At 64.7% G+C, this 16,928-nt stretch carries 17 protein-coding genes; 11 read left to right on the top strand and 6 right to left on the bottom strand.

The genetic code is table 11. From position 1 onward, the window contains the following. Nucleotides 1–16: 16 nt before the first annotated feature. A complete protein-coding gene (locus tag AC25M7_RS00355; RefSeq protein ID WP_028688332.1) occupies nucleotides 17–403 on the top strand; it encodes an MAPEG family protein in 387 nt (128 codons plus the stop codon). Between the two features lie 69 nt (nucleotides 404–472). On the opposite strand, the gene mltA is transcribed toward AC25M7_RS00355, so the two are convergent. Then, a complete protein-coding gene (mltA, locus tag AC25M7_RS00350) occupies nucleotides 473–1,624 on the bottom strand; it encodes a murein transglycosylase A (RefSeq protein ID WP_062360204.1) in 1,152 nt (383 codons plus the stop codon). A gap of 119 nt (nucleotides 1,625–1,743) precedes the next feature. Here mltA and AC25M7_RS00345 point away from each other — a divergent pair, with 119 nt between their 5' ends. Then, nucleotides 1,744–2,190, top strand: a complete 447-nt coding sequence (locus AC25M7_RS00345; RefSeq protein WP_069016028.1) for a c-type cytochrome — start codon at nucleotides 1,744–1,746, stop codon at nucleotides 2,188–2,190. Between the two features lie 30 nt (nucleotides 2,191–2,220). Here AC25M7_RS00345 and AC25M7_RS00340 read toward each other — a convergent pair whose 3' ends face one another. The 4 genes from AC25M7_RS00340 to AC25M7_RS00325 form a co-directional block, all read right to left on the bottom strand. Further along, nucleotides 2,221–2,616: a DUF1090 domain-containing protein gene (locus AC25M7_RS00340; protein WP_028688329.1), complete on the bottom strand. Its 396-nt coding sequence runs from the start codon at nucleotides 2,614–2,616 to the stop codon at nucleotides 2,221–2,223. A gap of 59 nt (nucleotides 2,617–2,675) precedes the next feature. Further along, the gene (gene ligB, locus AC25M7_RS00335; protein ID WP_028688328.1) at nucleotides 2,676–4,346 is read right to left on the bottom strand and encodes an NAD-dependent DNA ligase LigB; all 1,671 of its coding nucleotides are present in this window, start codon (nucleotides 4,344–4,346) and stop codon (nucleotides 2,676–2,678) included. A gap of 145 nt (nucleotides 4,347–4,491) precedes the next feature. Next, nucleotides 4,492–5,682: a methionine adenosyltransferase gene (gene metK / locus AC25M7_RS00330; RefSeq protein ID WP_028688327.1), complete on the bottom strand. Its 1,191-nt coding sequence runs from the start codon at nucleotides 5,680–5,682 to the stop codon at nucleotides 4,492–4,494. Between the two features lie 19 nt (nucleotides 5,683–5,701). Then, nucleotides 5,702–6,694 carry an ArsR/SmtB family transcription factor gene (locus AC25M7_RS00325; protein WP_028688326.1) on the bottom strand — a complete coding sequence of 331 codons (993 nt, stop codon included), beginning with the start codon at nucleotides 6,692–6,694 and terminating at the stop codon, nucleotides 5,702–5,704. Between the two features lie 326 nt (nucleotides 6,695–7,020). Here AC25M7_RS00325 and tkt point away from each other — a divergent pair, with 326 nt between their 5' ends. The 9 genes from tkt (at nucleotide 7,021) to AC25M7_RS00280 (ending at nucleotide 16,415) form a co-directional block, all read left to right on the top strand. Further along, nucleotides 7,021–9,018 carry a transketolase gene (gene tkt, locus AC25M7_RS00320; protein ID WP_028688325.1) on the top strand — a complete coding sequence of 666 codons (1,998 nt, stop codon included), beginning with the start codon at nucleotides 7,021–7,023 and terminating at the stop codon, nucleotides 9,016–9,018. Between the two features lie 154 nt (nucleotides 9,019–9,172). Then, complete coding sequence (gene epd, locus AC25M7_RS00315) at nucleotides 9,173–10,234, top strand: erythrose-4-phosphate dehydrogenase (RefSeq protein WP_028688324.1); 1,062 nt, start codon at nucleotides 9,173–9,175, stop codon at nucleotides 10,232–10,234. Nucleotides 10,235–10,246: 12 nt separating this feature from the next. Further along, the gene (locus AC25M7_RS00310) at nucleotides 10,247–11,410 is read left to right on the top strand and encodes a phosphoglycerate kinase (RefSeq protein WP_028688323.1); all 1,164 of its coding nucleotides are present in this window, start codon (nucleotides 10,247–10,249) and stop codon (nucleotides 11,408–11,410) included. A 32-nt stretch (nucleotides 11,411–11,442) separates the two neighbouring features. After that, nucleotides 11,443–11,661 (top strand): hypothetical protein, encoded by a 219-nt coding sequence (locus AC25M7_RS00305; RefSeq protein ID WP_062360254.1) that lies wholly within the window; start codon nucleotides 11,443–11,445, stop codon nucleotides 11,659–11,661. Between the two features lie 79 nt (nucleotides 11,662–11,740). After that, the gene (locus AC25M7_RS00300; protein WP_062360198.1) at nucleotides 11,741–12,070 is read left to right on the top strand and encodes an MliC family protein; all 330 of its coding nucleotides are present in this window, start codon (nucleotides 11,741–11,743) and stop codon (nucleotides 12,068–12,070) included. 100 nt (nucleotides 12,071–12,170) lie between these two features. After that, nucleotides 12,171–13,235, top strand: coding sequence for a class II fructose-bisphosphate aldolase (gene fba / locus AC25M7_RS00295; RefSeq protein WP_028688320.1), 1,065 nt, complete (start codon nucleotides 12,171–12,173; stop codon nucleotides 13,233–13,235). Nucleotides 13,236–13,441: 206 nt separating this feature from the next. Continuing rightward, nucleotides 13,442–15,559, top strand: coding sequence for a putative bifunctional diguanylate cyclase/phosphodiesterase (locus AC25M7_RS00290; protein ID WP_486970610.1), 2,118 nt, complete (start codon nucleotides 13,442–13,444; stop codon nucleotides 15,557–15,559). 38 nt (nucleotides 15,560–15,597) lie between these two features. Next, complete coding sequence (locus AC25M7_RS00285; protein ID WP_023631708.1) at nucleotides 15,598–16,098, top strand: M48 metallopeptidase family protein; 501 nt, start codon at nucleotides 15,598–15,600, stop codon at nucleotides 16,096–16,098. Between the two features lie 14 nt (nucleotides 16,099–16,112). Further along, on the top strand, nucleotides 16,113–16,415 hold the full coding sequence (locus AC25M7_RS00280) for a winged helix-turn-helix domain-containing protein (protein ID WP_028688318.1): 303 nt from the start codon (nucleotides 16,113–16,115) through the stop codon (nucleotides 16,413–16,415). A 60-nt stretch (nucleotides 16,416–16,475) separates the two neighbouring features. On the opposite strand, the gene AC25M7_RS00275 is transcribed toward AC25M7_RS00280, so the two are convergent. Then, nucleotides 16,476–16,928 (bottom strand): GNAT family N-acetyltransferase, encoded by a 453-nt coding sequence (locus AC25M7_RS00275; RefSeq protein ID WP_028688317.1) that lies wholly within the window; start codon nucleotides 16,926–16,928, stop codon nucleotides 16,476–16,478.

The following is a 16,928-nucleotide window of genomic DNA, read 5'->3' as shown; positions in this document are numbered from 1 at the left end:
ACAAGGAGTCCTGTAGATGACCGTTGCCCTGTGGTGCATTCTCGTCGCGCTGTTCCTGCCGCCGCTGTGCGCATTGATCGCCAAGCTCAGCAGCGGGTATTTTGGCCTGCGCGCCAATCACGACCCGCGTGCGTTCCTGGACAAGCTGGAAGGGTTGCCTCGACGCGCCCATGCTGCCCAGCTGAACGGCTATGAGGCGTTTCCCGCGTTTGCCGCGGCGGTTCTTGTGGCCGATATCGTCGGCAATGCCGAGCAGGTGACCCAGGATGTGCTGGGGGTGGTGTACATCACCAGCCGGCTGCTCTACATCATCTGCTACCTGGCGGACTGGGCGGTGCTGCGTTCGCTGGTGTGGTTCGTTGGGATGGCGCTGATTGTGTCGTTCTTCGTCGTATCGATCTGAATGGATCGCGGGGCAAGCCCGCTCCCACGCAATCATCGTGGGAGCGGGCTTGCCCCGCGATAGCGTCTGTCAGGGTACTTTCGGCACTTCAGGCAAAGGCTGACCTTTGGGCCACAGCATCCAGATCTGTCCCTGCTGCTTCATGTTCCCCGCCAGCTCGCCGGCCTCGTGGCCGGTGCCCCAGAACAGGTCCGCGCGCACTTCGCCGGTGATGGCGCCGCCGGTGTCCTGGGCGCCGACCGGACGCACCACCGGGCTGCCGTCCGGGCGGGTGGTGGAGAGCCACAGCAGGCTGCCCAAGGGGATTACCTTGCGGTCGATCGCGACGCTGTAGCCTGCGGTCAGCGGCACGTTGAGCGAGCCGCGCGGCCCCTCGTTGCTGTCCGGGCGGGTACTGAAGAACACGTAGCTCGGGTTGCTGGCCAGCAGCTCGGGCACGCGCTGCGGGTTGGCCTGGGCCCAGGCGTGGATGCTGCCCATGGTCACCTCCTCTTTCGGCAGCTGTCCCTGTTCCACCAGCCAGCGTCCGATCGGGCGGTACGGGTGGCCGTTCTGGTCGGCGTAGCCCAGGCGCAACTGGCGGCCGTTCTCCAGCTGGATACGGCCCGAGCCTTGAATCTGCAGGAATTGCAGGTCCATCGGGTCGGTCAGCCAGGCCAGCACCGGCGCCTTGGCGCCGTCGCGGTTGATCACCTCGGCGGTGTCGTAGGGTTTGAGCACCCGTCCGTCAAGGCGCCCGCGCAGGCGTTTGCCCTTGAGCTCGGGGTACACGCTGGCCAGGTCGACCACGATCATGTCCTCGGGCACCCCATACACCGGTACACGCGCGCTGTCGGTGCGGGCCAGGCTGCCGGGGTAGACCGGCTCGTAGTAGCCGGTGATCAGGCCGTTGGCGCTGTTCTGCGCCGAACGCAGGGCATAGACCTGCAGATTCTGTTCGAGGAAGGTGCGCACCTGGGCGGCATTCGCCGTTGCCGAGCCGGCTGCTTCGCAGGTGGCGGCCCACACCGGGTCGCGCCTTAGCTTCTCGCAGCCATTGCGCCAGGCGTAGAAGCCGGCCAACAGGTCGTCGTCGCTGACCTGGGGCAGATCCTTGAAAGTAGCTGGTACGTAGGTGGCGATGGCGTGGGGTTCGGGCTTGGCGCTTTCACCGCCGTTGCAGCCGGCCAGGAGCGCCAGGGCGGGCAGTGCCCAAGCGAAATGGCGCAATGCAGATTTCATGTTGTCGATCCTGTGTGGGGAAAAGCATGAAGATTCACCCCTGTTTTCTGTGTGGCTATTGGTCTTTGCCCCCGGGGCGGCGATACTGGCCGCCCGTTTTCCTGGCCGAAGAGACCGTGATGTTCAAGCGATTGACCGTAGTACTGCTCGCCGCCCTTTCCATGAGCGCCTGTGACGGCGTCGACCCCAACTCGCCGTTGGGCCAGCGCAAGGCGATCTTCAAGCAGATGCTCAAGACCAGCGAAGACATGGGCGGCATGCTGCGCGGGCGCTTGCCCTTCGACGGCGTGAAGTTCGCCGATGGCGCGGCGAAGCTGGACAGCCTGGCCCATGCACCGTGGCAGCACTTCCCACAGGCGCGCGACGCGGGTGATAGCAGCGCGCGGGCCGCGGTCTGGGAGCGCCAGGCGCGATTTCAGGACCTGGCCCGGCAACTGGAGGGCGTCACTGGCGAGCTGGTCGTGGTGACCCGTACCCAGCCACTGGACGCAGCCCAGGTGAAGGCGCCGATGGACAAGGTCGAGGCGGCGTGCAAGGCCTGTCATAGCGAGTTTCGCAATCACTGAGCCAAGGGGCTCTTGTGGGAAGCTATCCGGTTAGCGTTCGAGCTCGTCCACGGCCTCCTGCAGCTCCTTCTTCGCCTCGGCCAGTTTGTCCTTGCGCTTGTTGATCTTCTCCGCGTCGCCCTTCTTCATGGCCTTGTCCAGGTCCTTGGTGCGCTGGTTCACTTCGTGGCGGGCGTCGAGCACCTTCTGCTCGCGTTCCTTGCGCAGACCGGCATCGGTACAGTGCTCGGTGACTTCGTCCAAGGCCTTTGCCAGGCCTGCTTGCTGGTCGCTGTTGCCATGGGCGCGGGCTTGTTCGATCTGTTCGCTGATGGCCTGGCGCTTGGCTGCGCAGCCGGTCAGGCCCGGCTGCTCTTGGGCAGCCAGCAGCGGGCTGGCGGCGAAGCCGAGCAGGGTGGACAGGGCGAGGGACGAAAGCAGTTTCATCGGGGGCTCCATATCGGGCAGGGCAGCGGAAAGCGAAATGCTGCCCTGATCCGCGCAAATTAGAAACCCTCGATTGCATGGTTGCGCAGGTTTCCGACAAGTCCCTGGACCTGCTCGTGGGCGAAAAAAGCCTGCAGTTGCTCGGCACGACCGGGCCCGACGCCAGGTTCGGCAAGCCATTGCTCGATGTTTCTGGAGGCCAGTGTGGGCCAGTCGGGGCCCAGTTGCAGGCTGGACGGCGCGGGTATGCCGAGGCCCCGCAGCCAACGCTGGAAGGGCTGTTGGCGGGCCTGAGCGAAAGCCGCATGCAATTGCCTGGCTCGTGCCTCGGCGATCCCGGGTACCTCGAGCAGCTGCTTCTGATCGAGGCTCAGCCAATCGGTCAACTGCACGATGTGGCCACTTTCGACAAGGCGTTTCCAGGTTTCGGCCCCCATGCCAGGCAGGTCGAGGCCCTGCTTGCCGCTCAACCAGGCAAGGCGGGCGATGAACTGCTGCTGGCATCCCTCGACTGCCTGCCAGCAGCTGAAGGCGTGGTAGGTCGCCGGATCCGGAGCCTGCACGATGGGGCGTCGAGCGGCACGATGCACTACGCTATGCAAGCGTGGGATAGTCATGCCGGCCAGGCTGACCGCTATCTGGTCACCCGGGCGGATATCCAGCTCCTTCCAGCGCGCCAGCGATCCGAGGCTGAGCTGGTTTATCCGGCGGTCGTCCAGGGTCACTGGCTGCAATACCAGCAAGGGCGTGATGCGCCCGGTCCGGCCGATTCGAAACTGCACATCCCTGACCTGCGCCAGCGCCTGGGTGAAGGGGTATTTCCAGGCAGCGATCCAATAGGGCGCCTGGGCGCGCCAGCGCTGCGCCGCCGGGCGACTGTCCTGGCGCAGGATCACGCCGTCGGTGGCGAAGGGCAGGGGCGAGTGGTACCAGTGCTGGCGCCAGCGCGCGGCTTCGGCAAAGCCATCGATGGCCACGCTCAGCCGCTGGCTGTCGGTGAAGCCCAGTGTTGCCAGGCGTGCTAGGCGCTCGGCCTGGTTATCCGGGCCGTGTGGCCAGTCCCAGACGAACAGTCCGATGCTTGCGCCCTGCTCTTCGCTCATCCGCGTGCGTGCCAGCATCCCGGCGACGGTGCCGCGGGCATTGGCGCTGCCTGCCTCGGCCTGCACATGGTTGTTCAGGCGCCAGTACAGCTCGCCTTGGAACACCGCGTCCAGCGGTTGGGAAAGTTGCTGCACGATGCCGCTCAGCAAGGGGATGTGCCGGCTCCAATCGTGCCCCAGTATTCCATCGCCACGGCTGAGCAGGCCTGTCAGCTGGCCCTGGCGGTAGATCAGCGAGACCGCGACGCCATCGACCTTCGGCTGCATCCAGACATTGCGTTTGCCCTGCAGCCATCGGGCTACGGCCTGCTCGTCGGCGAGCTTGCCGACGCCGGTGTGAGGTATCGGGTGGGGGGCTGTGCCGCGTGCGCTGGCCAGCGGGGAATCGCTGTGGGAGAGGCCAAAGCAGGCTTGAAGCTCCAGCAGGTGCTGGCGGCTTTGATCGTAGAGCTCATCGGCCACCAGGGCGACGCCTTGGCGGTGATACTGCTCGTCCCAGTGGGCGAGGGTGGCACGCAGCTGGGCGACCTCGGCCTCGGCCTGCGCCGTGTCCCAGGCCGGGCAGGTGCTTGCCTGGGCGACGGGGTGGTGCAACAGCAGTGCAATGAAGATCAGCAGCAATGGCATGGCCGGCATCCTTGCAAGGCGGGAAAGTGTCCTTAGCCTAGGCGGGTGACGGTGTGGGCAGCGGCGGGGATTTGTCAGCCGATATGTCACGAAAAAGCCCCTGTCGATCACTCGGCAGGGGCTTTCCGTTACTGCTGTAGGAGGTTTACAGGCCAGCTGCGTCGCGCAGGGCGGCGGCGCGGTCGGTGCGCTCCCAGGTGAAGGTGGTGAAGGTGTCGTCGCCGACGGTCTTCTGCTGCGGAGTACGGCCGAAGTGGCCGTAGGCCGCGGTCTCCTGGTACATCGGGTGCAGCAGGTCGAGCATGGTGGTGATGGCGTAAGGACGCAGGTCGAAGCACTCGCGCACCAGTTGGATGATCTTGTCGTCGGAAACCTTGCCGGTGCCGAAGGTGTTGATCGAGATGGAGGTCGGCTGGGCCACGCCGATGGCGTAGGACACCTGGATCTCGCAGCGCTCGGCCAGACCGGCGGCGACGATGTTCTTGGCCACGTAGCGGCCGGCATAGGCTGCAGAGCGGTCGACCTTGGACGGGTCCTTGCCGGAGAACGCGCCGCCACCGTGGCGGGCCATGCCGCCGTAGGAGTCTACGATGATCTTGCGGCCGGTCAGGCCGCAGTCGCCCACCGGGCCACCGATGATGAAGTTGCCGGTCGGGTTGATGTGGTACTGCGTGCCCTTGTGCAGCAGCTCGGCCGGCAGGGTGTGCTTGACGATCAACTCCATCACCGCTTCCTGCAGGTCTTTCTGTGACACCTCAGGGTTGTGCTGGGTCGACAGGACGACGGCATCGATGCCCACTACCTTGCCGTTTTCGTAACGGCAGGTGACCTGCGACTTGGCATCCGGGCGCAGCCAAGGCAGCAGGCCGGACTTGCGCGCTTCAGCCTGGCGCTCGACCAGGCGGTGCGAGAAGCAGATCGGCGCAGGCATCAGCACTTCGGTCTCGTTGCTGGCGTAGCCGAACATCAGGCCCTGGTCGCCGGCGCCCTGGTCTTCCGGCTTGGAGCGGTCGACGCCCTGGGCGATATCCACCGACTGTTTGCCGATGATGTTCATCACGGCGCAGGTGGCGCCGTCGAAGCCGACGTCGGAGCTGTTGTAGCCGATGTCGATGATGACCTTGCGCACCAGGTCTTCCAGGTCGACCCAGGCCGAGGTGGTGACTTCACCGGCGATGATCGCGACACCGGTCTTGACCAGGGTCTCGCAGGCCACGCGGGCGTACTTGTCCTGGGCGATGATGGCGTCCAGCACCGCGTCGGAGATCTGGTCGGCAATCTTGTCCGGATGCCCTTCGGACACGGACTCGGAGGTGAAAAGGGAGTATTCGCTCATCTCGATGGGTTCCTGAAATTTACCGATGTTGAATGTCGCCAGTGGCCCGCTGGAAATGCCGGACCTGGATCTGGAAACCGTTACGCAAGCCCACGTAGAGGCTGTCCCCTGGGGCCAGCCCTGCCGCGTTGGCCCAACGGGCCAGGTCGTCCTGCTCGAAGCCAAGCCACAGGTCGCCGCAGGCTTCGCGGGCCCACCCCTGGTCATGGCTGCACAGCTCGGTGACCAGCAGGCTTCCGCCCGCTTTCACCCGTCTGGCCAGCAGGCGCAGGGCCTGGGCCGGGTCGCTGAAATGGTGCAGGACCATGTTCAGCACAACGCAGTCAGCTTCCACATCCGTTGCACCCAGTGCATCGGCCAACTGCAGGTTGACGTTGTTCAGTGCGTGGCGCTCGCATACCTGGCGAGCCAGCTCGAGCATGGTCGGGCTGTTGTCCATGGCCGTGACCTGCTCGAAGCGCCTGGCCAGGTCGGGTAGGAAACCGCCGTCGCCGGGGCCGACCTCAAGGGCGCTGGCGCCATCCTCGAAGCTCAGCTTGTCGAGCAGTGCCAGCAGGCTCTCGCGGTATTGCGGCAGGCCGGCGATGAGGTCTTGCTGGGCGCGGAATTTCTCTTCCACGCGCAGGAAGAAATCCTGGCTGGTGGCGGCGCGACGCTGCTGTACCTGGGCGATGCGGGCCTGCACCGCTTGAGGCAGGGCGAAATTGTCGACTTCATCGAGCAGCGCCGCATGCAGGCGGCCGCCCAGCCGCTGGCTATCGGGCAGGGCACGGCGGTAGAAGATCGCGTTACCCTCGCGACGGGTCGCCACCAGCTCGGCCTGGGCCAGCACCTTCAGGTGATGGCTCATGCCCGACTGGCCGATGTCGAAGATCTGTGCCAATTCCAGCACGCCGAACGAGTCGTTGGCCAATGCGCGCAGTACGTTCAGGCGCAGAGGGTCGCCGCCGGCCTTGCACAGGGCGGCCAGTTCGTCGCTGCGTTGTGGGGTGACGGGCGCATTGAAGTTCATGGGGCGGGAGTCTAGACAGGGGATGCTGTCGTCGCAATAGCAATATCAAAAAGTTTTGATATTGCCTGATCAGTGGCTTCCAGGGATGCCTCGTGGGAGTGGTCTGCCCCGCGATGGCGTCAGATCAGACGGGGGGATGGGCCAGGGCTGACGCCATCGCGGGGGCAGGCTCGCTGCCACAACCCCGCTTTTCTGCTCTTTTGCCAATCAATCACAGGAAAAAAGCCCGACTGCGACCATACGTCATTGCCCCCGGCCCCCCCTGTGGGCGAAAATGGTCGCCTTTTTCGCTTCACCACTTATTTCAAGCCCCAGGAGACTCAGCGATGCCCAGCCGTCGTGAACGTGCCAACGCCATTCGTGCCCTCAGCATGGATGCCGTGCAAAAGGCCAACAGCGGCCACCCAGGTGCCCCCATGGGTATGGCGGATATCGCCGAAGTGCTTTGGCGCGATTACCTGAAGCACAACCCGAGCAACCCAAGCTTCGCCGACCGTGACCGCTTCGTGCTGTCCAACGGCCACGGCTCGATGCTGATCTACTCGCTGCTGCACCTGACCGGCTACGACGTCAACATCGACGACCTCAAGGCCTTCCGCCAGCTGCACAGCCGCACCCCGGGTCACCCGGAGTATGGCTACACCCCGGGCGTCGAGACCACCACCGGCCCGCTGGGCCAGGGCATCGCCAACGCCGTGGGCTTCGCCCTGGCGGAAAAAGTGCTGGCCGCCCAATTCAACCGTGAAGGCCACGACATCGTCGACCACAACACCTACGTGTTCCTCGGCGACGGCTGCATGATGGAAGGCATCTCCCATGAAGTCGCCTCGCTGGCCGGCACCCTGGGTCTGAACAAGCTGATCGCCTTCTACGACGACAACGGCATCTCCATCGACGGTGAAGTCCACGGCTGGTTCACCGACAACACCCCGGCGCGCTTCGAGGCCTACAACTGGCTGGTGATCCGCAACGTCAACGGCCACGACGCCGACGAGATCAAGACCGCCATCGAGACCGCGCGTAAGAGCGACCGTCCGACCCTGATCTGCTGCAAGACCATCATCGGCTTCGGCTCGCCGAACAAGCAGGGCAAGGAAGACTGCCACGGCGCACCGCTGGGCAACGACGAAATCGCCCTGGCGCGCAAGGAACTGAACTGGAACCACGGCCCATTTGAAATACCTGCCGACATCTACGCCGAGTGGGATGCCAAGGAAGCCGGCGCCAAGGTCGAGGCCGAGTGGAACCAGCGTTTCGACGCCTACGCCAAGGCCTACCCTGAGCTGGCCGCCGAGTTCAAGCGCCGCGCCGCAGGCGACCTGCCAGCCGACTTCTCCGAGAAGGCCCAGGCCTACATCAACGAGGTTGCCGCCAAGGGCGAGACCATCGCCAGTCGCAAGGCCAGCCAGAACACCCTGAACGCCTTTGGCCCGCTGCTGCCCGAGTTCCTCGGTGGCTCCGCCGACCTGGCCGGCTCCAACCTGACCCTGTGGAAAGGCTGCAAGGGCGTCGAAGCCAACGATGCCAGCGGCAACTACGTGTTCTACGGCGTGCGCGAGTTCGGCATGACCGCCATCATGAACGGCGTCGCCCTGCACGGCGGCCTGGTGCCCTACGGCGCCACCTTCCTGATGTTCATGGAATACGCCCGCAACGCCGTGCGCATGTCGGCACTGATGAAGCAGCGTGTGATCCACGTCTACACCCACGACTCCATCGGCCTGGGTGAAGACGGCCCGACCCACCAGCCTATCGAACAGCTGACCAGCCTGCGCAGCACGCCGAACCTGGACACTTGGCGCCCGGCCGACGCGGTGGAATCCGCCGTGTCCTGGAAGCATGCCCTGGAGCGCAAGGACGGCCCGTCGGCGCTGATCTTCTCGCGCCAGAACCTGCAGCATCAGACCCGCGACGCCCAGCAGATCGCCGATATCGCCCGTGGCGGTTACGTGCTCAAGGACTGCGCCGGCGAGCCTGAGCTGATCCTGATCGCCACCGGCTCCGAAGTGGGCCTGGCCGTTCAAGCCTTTGACAAGCTGACCGCTGAAGGCCGCAAGGTCCGTGTCGTGTCGATGCCGAGCACCAGCGTGTTCGACGCCCAGGATGCCGCGTACAAGCAGTCGGTACTGCCGCTGGAAGTTGGCGCGCGTATCGCCATCGAAGCCGCTCACGCTGACTTCTGGTACAAGTACGTCGGCCTCGAAGGCCGCGTGATCGGCATGACCACCTACGGCGAGTCGGCCCCGGCCAGCGCGCTGTTCGAGGAATTCGGCTTCACCCTGGACAACATCCTGGGCACCGCCGAAGAGCTGCTGGAAGACTGATTCAGACTGTGCGAGGCGAGGGCGTTGCCCTCGTTTCGCGACACAAGGCCGCTCCTACAAGGTATGGCGTACACCGTACCCTGTGGGAGCGGCCTTGCGTCGCGATGGGCCGCAACGCGGCCCCCAAAGCCATCATGCGTTAGCGAGCCATCGAATGCCCCACCCGCGTCCCTACAAAGTTGCACTCAACGGTTACGGCCGCATCGGCCGCTGTGTCCTGCGCGCACTGTTCGAGCGGGGGGCGAAGGCCGGTTTCGAGATCGTCGCGCTGAACGACCTGGCCGACCAGGCCAGTCTGGAATACCTGACGCGCTTCGACTCCACCCACGGGCGTTTCCCCGGCGAGGTGAAGGTTGACGGCGACTGTCTGCATATCAATGGCGACTGCGTGAAAGTGCTGCGCAGCGCTACCCCGGAAGGCATCGACTGGGCCGCCCTGGACATTGACTTGGTGCTGGAATGCTCCGGCGCCTACCACACCCGTGCCGACGGCCAGCGCTTCCTCGATGCCGGCGCGCCACGGGTGCTGTTTTCCCAGCCCATGGCCAGCGAGGCGGACATCGACGCCACGGTGGTCTATGGGGTCAACCAGGATTGCTTGACCGGTAGCGAACTGCTGGTGTCCAACGCCTCCTGCACCACCAACTGCGGCGTGCCGCTGCTGCGCGTGCTGGACCAAGCCTTTGGCATCGAATACGTGCAGATCACCACCATCCACTCGGCGATGAACGATCAGCCGGTGATCGACGCCTACCACCACGAAGACCTGCGTCGCACCCGTTCGGCATTCCAGTCGGTGATTCCGGTGTCCACCGGCCTGGCCCGGGGTATCGAACGCCTGCTGCCGGAACTTGCCGGGCGAATCCAGGCCAAAGCGGTACGCGTGCCGACCGTCAACGTCTCGTGCCTGGACATCACCCTGCAGACTTCCCGCGATACCAGCGCCGAGGAAGTCAACCGGGTGCTGCGCGAGGCTGCCCTGGATGGCCCGCTGAAAGGCTTGCTGGCCTACACCGAGCTGCCCCACGCCAGCTGTGATTTCAACCATGACCCGCATTCGGCCATCGTCGATGCCAGCCAGACCCGCGTCTCAGGCCCTCGCCTGGTGAACCTGCTGGCCTGGTTCGACAACGAATGGGGGTTTGCCAACCGTATGCTCGACGTTGCCGAACACTATCTGCACGTCGTACACCCAACCCGCAGCAAACAGCCCTGAAGGACTGCATTCATGACCGTGTTGAAGATGACCGACCTCGACCTGCAAGGTAAGCGCGTACTGATTCGCGAAGACCTCAACGTCCCTGTGAAGGACGGTGTGGTAGCCAGCGACGCGCGTATCCTGGCAGCGCTGCCGACCATCAAGCTGGCCCTGGAGAAGGGCGCGGCGGTGATGGTCTGCTCGCACCTGGGCCGCCCGACCGAAGGTGAGTTCTCCGCCGAGAACAGCCTCAAGCCGGTTGCCGATTACCTGAGCAAGGCCCTGGGCCGCGACGTGCCGCTGGTCGCCGATTACCTCGACGGCGTTCAGGTGCAGGCCGGTGACCTGGTGCTGTTCGAAAACGTGCGCTTCAACAAGGGCGAGAAGAAGAACGCCGACGAGCTGGCGCAGAAATACGCCGCCCTGTGCGACGTGTTCGTGATGGACGCCTTCGGTACCGCCCACCGCGCCGAGGGTTCCACCCATGGCGTCGCCAAGTTCGCCAAGGTCGCCGCCGCAGGCCCCCTGCTGGCCGCCGAGCTGGATGCCCTGGGCAAGGCCCTGAAAGCTCCGGCCAAGCCGATGGCTGCCATCGTCGCCGGTTCCAAGGTGTCGACCAAGCTGGACGTGCTGAACAGCCTGAGCGCGGTCTGCGACCAGCTGATCGTCGGTGGCGGCATTGCCAACACCTTCCTTGCCGCCGCCGGTCACCCGGTCGGCAAGTCGCTGTACGAGCCTGACCTGGTCGAGACCGCCAAGGCCATCGCCGCCAAGGTCAGCGTACCGCTGCCAGTGGACGTGGTGGTCGCCAAGGAATTCGCCGAGAGCGCCGAAGCCACAGTCAAGGCGATCGCCGATGTGGCTGCCGACGACATGATCCTGGACATCGGTCCGAAGACCGCCGAGCAGTTCGCCGAATTGCTCAAGACCTCGAAGACTATCCTTTGGAACGGTCCGGTCGGTGTGTTCGAGTTCGACCAGTTCGGCAACGGCACCCAGGTCCTGGCCAAGGCCATCGCCGACAGCGCCGCGTTCTCCATCGCCGGTGGCGGTGACACCCTGGCGGCCATCGACAAGTATGGCGTGGGTGCCGATATCTCCTACATTTCCACCGGTGGCGGCGCGTTCCTCGAGTTCGTCGAGGGCAAGGTCCTGCCTGCCGTGGCAATCCTGGAAGAGCGGGCCAAGGCCTGAGCGTGAAGGCGCCTGGCAAAGGGAGCGACCTGATGGTCAAGCAATTGCCTGTGATGATCGTGGCCTTGTTGCTGGGCGCCTGTTCCAGCAACAAGGGCAGCGAGGCCGATCCGGCGCAGCCGCCCAAGGGGGGGTGCTACCAGTCCCAGTGGCAGGCGGAGACGGCACCGGTGATCAACAAGCGCTTGGGTCCGGACGGCCTGGAAAAGTATGACGACGAACACCAGCGCAGGGCCCCGGGCTGCCCTTGATCGGGTGGTTGGCAACCTGGCAAGGGTTTCGTGGTCTTGAATACCGGGGCTGCGGCGCAGCCCCCAGCGGAGTAGTTTGATGAAAGTGCTTCTGGCCGCACTGGCCTTGGCGATCCTGGCAGGCTGCTCGCTGCTGCAGCCGGCCCAACCGGCCCCGGCGGACAACTGGACCCGCTGGGTCTGCGACAGCCAGGCCGAAGTGCTGTGGCGCTTCGCCGACGCGCAGCAGGACACAGTCGATGTCCGTCTCGGCGGCGGCGACCAAGTCCATCGGCTCAAGGCCGAGCCGGGTGCCTCCGGCGCGCTGTACAGCGATGGCATGCTGGCCTTCCACACCAAAGGTGACGAAGGCCTGGTGTATTGGGTGGCGACCAACGATCTGATTGGGCGGGGCTGCAAGGCACCGTGACTGGCCGGGCCGTGTAGATGGCCCACACTACTTGAACAGCAACCGCCCCTGCGGCAGGCTTGCATGAAACAAACGACGCTTGTCGGGAGAGAGATACACAATGGCACTCATTAGCATGCGCCAGATGCTGGACCACGCCGCCGAGTTCGGCTACGGCGTTCCGGCTTTCAACGTCAACAACCTCGAGCAGATGCGCGCCATCATGGAAGCCGCAGACGCCACCGACTCTCCGGTCATCGTCCAGGCCTCGGCCGGCGCCCGCAAGTACGCGGGTGCCCCGTTCCTGCGTCACCTGATCCTGGCCGCCATCGAAGAGTTCCCGCACATCCCGGTGTGCATGCACCAGGATCACGGCACCAGCCCAGACGTGTGCCAGCGCTCGATCCAGCTGGGCTTCAGCTCGGTGATGATGGACGGCTCGCTGAAGGAAGACGGCAAGACCCCGTCCGACTACGACTACAACGTCCGCGTCACCCAGCAGACCGTGGCGTTCGCCCACGCCTGCGGTGTGTCGGTGGAAGGTGAGCTGGGCTGCCTGGGCAGCCTGGAAACCGGTCAGGCCGGCGAGGAAGACGGCGTCGGCGCAGAAGGCATTCTGGACCACAGCCAGATGCTGACCGACCCGGAAGAGGCCGCCGACTTCGTCAAGAAGACCCAGGTCGATGCCCTGGCCATCGCCATCGGTACCAGCCACGGCGCCTACAAGTTCACCAAGCCACCCACCGGTGACATCCTGGCGATCGACCGCATCAAGGAAATCCACAAGCGCATCCCCAACACCCACTTGGTGATGCACGGTTCCTCGTCGGTACCGCAGGAATGGCTGAAGATCATCAACGAGTTCGGTGGTGATATCAAAGAGACCTACGGCGTACCGGTCGAGGAAATCGTCGAAGGCATCAAGTACGGCGTGCGCAAGGTCAACATCGATACCGACCTGCGTCTGGCGTCCACCGGTGCCATCCGTCGCTACATGGCTGCGCACCCAAGCGAGTTCGACCCACGCAAGTTCTTCGCCGAGACCGTGAAGGCCATGCGTGACGTGTGCATCGCCCGCTACGAAGCCTTCGGCACCGCCGGCAATGCTTCGAAGATCAAGCCGATCACCCTCGAAGGCATGTTCCAGCGTTATGCCAAAGGTGAACTGGCGGCCAAGATCAACTGATCCGGCACCGTTCAACGAAGGAGCCCGCAGCGATGCGGGCTTTTTTGTGCCCGTATGTCGACTGCCCACCGCTTATACCGTTAGTCGGCTAACATCGGTTCAGATGGCTTACGGCCATCTGCCTGCATTGCGTCTTCGGGGGCCGAGTCTAGAGTAATAATCGGATCCAATCACAAGTCGCAGTTGGACTTACCAAGAGAAGCAGCATGGATGGCGCTTATTCAAAATCACCGGAAAGCAGCTCGGTGCTGCTGGTCGTAGACGACTACCCGGAAAACCTCATCAGCATGCGGGCCTTGCTGTCCCGCCAGGATTGGCAGGTACTGACCGCCAGTTCAGGGATGGAAGCCCTGAGCACCCTGCTCGAACACGAAGTCGACCTGGTCCTGCTCGACGTGCAGATGCCCGAAATGGACGGCTTCGAGGTGGCCCGCCTGATGCGCGGCAGCCAACGCACGCGGCTAACCCCGATCATCTTCCTCACCGCCAATGAACAGTCCGAGGCGGCGGTGCTCAAAGGCTATGCCAGCGGTGCTGTGGACTACCTGTTCAAACCCTTCGACCCGCAGATTCTCAAGCCCAAGGTCCAGGCCCAGCTGGAGCAGCAGCGCAACCGGCGCATGCTGCAACGCCTGACCCGCGAACTGGAATCGGCGCGGGCCTTCAATGCCTCGATCCTGGAGAACGCCGCCGAGGGCATTCTGGTGGTGGACGAGTCGGGCTGCATCGGCTTCGCCAACCCGGCCGTCTCGCGCCTGCTCGATACCCCGGTGGACAAGTTGCAGGGCGCGCACATGCTGGACCTGATCCAGCTGCCCTGCGCCAACCTGTGGCACGAGTCGGACTTCTACCAGGTCTACCTGGGCCGGCAGATCTTCCGCGTGCACGACGCCCAGCTGCGTACACTCGCAGGCCAGTTGGTGCCGGTGGCGCTGTCCTGCGCGCCGCTGCCCGCCGAACAGAAGGCCATGGTGGTGACGGTGCTGGACATGTCCGTGGTGCGCAACCTGCACCAGCAGCTCGAATACCAGGCGGTCACCGACCCGCTGACCGGGCTGCTCAACCGCCGCGGGTTCTACCAGGCCGCCGAGAGCGCGCTGCTGCGCAACGAGCGCTCGGACAAGGCCAAGGCCTTGATGTACATGGACCTGGATGGCTTCAAGCGGATCAACGACCTGCTCGGCCATGAGGCCGGCGACAAGGTCCTGCGCTGGGTGGCCGATCAGCTCAAGGAGTGCCTGGGCAGCGAGGCGCTGTTGGCCAGGATGGGCGGTGACGAGTTCACCGCGTTGTTCGACGGACTGCCATACCCCGAGCAGGCCGGACGCTATGCCGAGAAGCTGCTGGAGCGGATGTCGAGCTTCCAGCAGGTGGATGGCCTGGAGGTCAACCTGGGGGTGAGCATCGGCATCGCCACCTACCCGGACTGCGGCGCCAACGTGGAAGGCCTGCTGCGGGCGGCCGATGCCGCAATGTATGCGGCCAAGCAGGCCGGGCGCCAGCAGTACCGTTTCTACGACCAGGAACTCAATGGTCGCGCCCGTTCACGACTGATGCTTGAGGACAGCGTGCGCACGGCCATCGAGCAGAACGACTTCAGCCTGGTCTACCAGCCCCAGGTGGCGTTCGCCGACGGTCGGCTGCGCGGCTTCGAGGCGCTGTTGCGTTGGAAGCACCCGAGTGTCGGTGATGTGCCCCCCGGGCTGTTCATTCCCTTGTTGGAAGAGGCGCGGCTGATCAACCGCCTGGCCAGCTGGATCTATCGCAAGGGCGCCGCGCAGCGCAATGCCTGGAGCGAGCGCTTCGGTTCGCAGCTGGTGCTGGGCATCAGCCTGAGCCGCGCCCAGTTCACCATGCCTGGATTGGTCGATGAACTGGCCCAGGTGATCGACAAGCACCAACTGCAGCCCGATCAGCTGGAGGTGGAGGTGGCCGAGACGTCGCTGATGTACAACATCGACGCGGCGGTGAAGCAGGTGCACCGCCTGCGCGAGCTGGGTATTCGCGTGGCACTGGACGACTTCGGTGCCGGCGATTGCTCGTTGCGCATGCTGCGCGACCTGCCCATCGACACCCTCAAACTTGACCGCCACCTGGTTGCGCGGCTACCGGACTCGGCGGCGGACATCGCGCTGGTGCGCAGCGTCATTGGCCTGTGCGCGGCCTACGACATCACGGTGATCGCCGAGGGCGTGGAGACCCAGACCCAGGCCGAATGGCTCAAGGATGCCGGCTGCGCCTACGTGCAGGGGTTCCTGGTCGCCCGTCCGCTGACCGCCAGCGATGCCGGCAACTTCCCGGTGGTTTTCCCATGGGCGTCGTGATTGGCTAAACTCGCGTCTTCCCGTTCCGAACGCCTGCCATGACCGCCTTACGCTACCTGCAAGCCTACCCGCCGCACCTGCAGGAACAGGTGCGCCAGATGATCGCCAGCGATCGCCTGGGCGACTACCTGCGCCAGCGCTACCCCGAGCGCCATGACGTGCAGAGTGACAAGGCACTGTACGGCTATGCCCAGGAAATCAAGCAGCAGTACCTGCGCAGTGCGCCGCCGCTGGACAAGGTGCTGTTCGACAACCGCCTGGACCTCACCCACCGGGCGCTGGGCCTGAACACGGCGGTGTCGAGGGTGCAGGGCGGCAAGCTCAAGGCGAAGAAGGAAATCCGCGTCGCCTCGCTGTTTCGCGAGGCGGCGCCGCAGTTTTTGCGCATGATCGTGGTGCATGAGCTGGCGCACCTGAGAGAACGCGACCACAACAAGGCCTTCTACCAGCTCTGCCAGCACATGGAGCCGGACTACCATCAACTGGAATTCGACCTGCGCGTCTACCTGACCTATCGGGAGCTGCCGGGCAACACCTGAGGGACAAGCACCCCATGACCACGGAAGTGAGCAAGACCCGCAGCAGCTTCTACCGCCGCCTCTACGTGGCCTGGCTGATCGACAGCCAGACCGCCACCAGCGTGCCGGCGCTGATGGAGGCCACCGGCATGCCGCGGCGTACCGCCCAGGACACCATCGCCGCCCTGGCCGACCTGGATATCGTCTGCGAGTTCGAGCAGCAGGCCGGCGCGCGCAACCATGCCGGGCATTACCGCATCCGCGACTGGGGCGCGATCGACAAGCAGTGGATCATCCAGCACCTGCGCCAGCTGCGCGAAGTGTTGGGTTATCCCTGAAAGGGCTCCCCGTGGGAGCGGGCTTGTCCCGCGATGGTGCGCGCAGAGCTCCCGGCAATCTCAGCCTTTACGCATGCCGATGTGCGGAATATCGTCCTCGAGGTATTCTTCGCCGACCGCTTCGAAACCATGGCGAGCGTAGAACCCCTGCAAATGCGCCTGGGCCGACAGATAGATCGATACGCCAGGCCAGCAATGGCCGGCAGCTTCCAGTCCCTTCAGCAGTAGTGGGTGGCCCAGCTTCATATCGCGCGCCTCGGGGGACGTCACCACCCGGCCAATGACGACCTCGCCGTCCTGCGATTGCGGATCGAGCAAGCGCAGGTACGCCACCAGCCGCTCACCGTCCCAGCCCATCAGGTGCAATGTGTCGCCACACAGGTCGAGCCCGTCGACTTCCTGGTAGGCACAACGCTGCTCGACCACGAACACTTCGGTGCGCAGTTGCAGGATGGCGTAGAGTTGTTCCTTGGCAAGGTCGCCATGGTGCTTGCAGATCCACTCGATGGACAT

The sequence above is a fragment of the Pseudomonas sp. P106(2024) genome (assembly GCF_057480815.1).
Note: the sequence above shows the minus strand (reverse complement) of the source record. Positions and strands in the feature narration are given on the sequence as shown.

Excerpts from the sequence above, each read along its gene's own strand:
- AC25M7_RS00355 (WP_028688332.1), top strand. The coding sequence starts at position 17 with ATGACCGTTGCCCTGTGGTGCATTCTCGTCGCGCTGTTCCTGCCGCCG.
- mltA (WP_062360204.1), bottom strand. The coding sequence starts at position 1,624 with ATGAAATCTGCATTGCGCCATTTCGCTTGGGCACTGCCCGCCCTGGCG.
- AC25M7_RS00345 (WP_069016028.1), top strand. The coding sequence starts at position 1,744 with ATGTTCAAGCGATTGACCGTAGTACTGCTCGCCGCCCTTTCCATGAGC.
- AC25M7_RS00340 (WP_028688329.1), bottom strand. The coding sequence starts at position 2,616 with ATGAAACTGCTTTCGTCCCTCGCCCTGTCCACCCTGCTCGGCTTCGCC.
- ligB (WP_028688328.1), bottom strand. The coding sequence starts at position 4,346 with ATGCCATTGCTGCTGATCTTCATTGCACTGCTGTTGCACCACCCCGTC.
- metK (WP_028688327.1), bottom strand. The coding sequence starts at position 5,682 with ATGAGCGAATACTCCCTTTTCACCTCCGAGTCCGTGTCCGAAGGGCAT.
- AC25M7_RS00325 (WP_028688326.1), bottom strand. The coding sequence starts at position 6,694 with ATGAACTTCAATGCGCCCGTCACCCCACAACGCAGCGACGAACTGGCC.
- tkt (WP_028688325.1), top strand. The coding sequence starts at position 7,021 with ATGCCCAGCCGTCGTGAACGTGCCAACGCCATTCGTGCCCTCAGCATG.
- epd (WP_028688324.1), top strand. The coding sequence starts at position 9,173 with ATGCCCCACCCGCGTCCCTACAAAGTTGCACTCAACGGTTACGGCCGC.
- AC25M7_RS00310 (WP_028688323.1), top strand. The coding sequence starts at position 10,247 with ATGACCGTGTTGAAGATGACCGACCTCGACCTGCAAGGTAAGCGCGTA.
- AC25M7_RS00305 (WP_062360254.1), top strand. The coding sequence starts at position 11,443 with ATGGTCAAGCAATTGCCTGTGATGATCGTGGCCTTGTTGCTGGGCGCC.
- AC25M7_RS00300 (WP_062360198.1), top strand. The coding sequence starts at position 11,741 with ATGAAAGTGCTTCTGGCCGCACTGGCCTTGGCGATCCTGGCAGGCTGC.
- fba (WP_028688320.1), top strand. The coding sequence starts at position 12,171 with ATGGCACTCATTAGCATGCGCCAGATGCTGGACCACGCCGCCGAGTTC.
- AC25M7_RS00290 (WP_486970610.1), top strand. The coding sequence starts at position 13,442 with ATGGATGGCGCTTATTCAAAATCACCGGAAAGCAGCTCGGTGCTGCTG.
- AC25M7_RS00285 (WP_023631708.1), top strand. The coding sequence starts at position 15,598 with ATGACCGCCTTACGCTACCTGCAAGCCTACCCGCCGCACCTGCAGGAA.
- AC25M7_RS00280 (WP_028688318.1), top strand. The coding sequence starts at position 16,113 with ATGACCACGGAAGTGAGCAAGACCCGCAGCAGCTTCTACCGCCGCCTC.
- AC25M7_RS00275 (WP_028688317.1), bottom strand. The coding sequence starts at position 16,928 with ATGTCCATCGAGTGGATCTGCAAGCACCATGGCGACCTTGCCAAGGAA.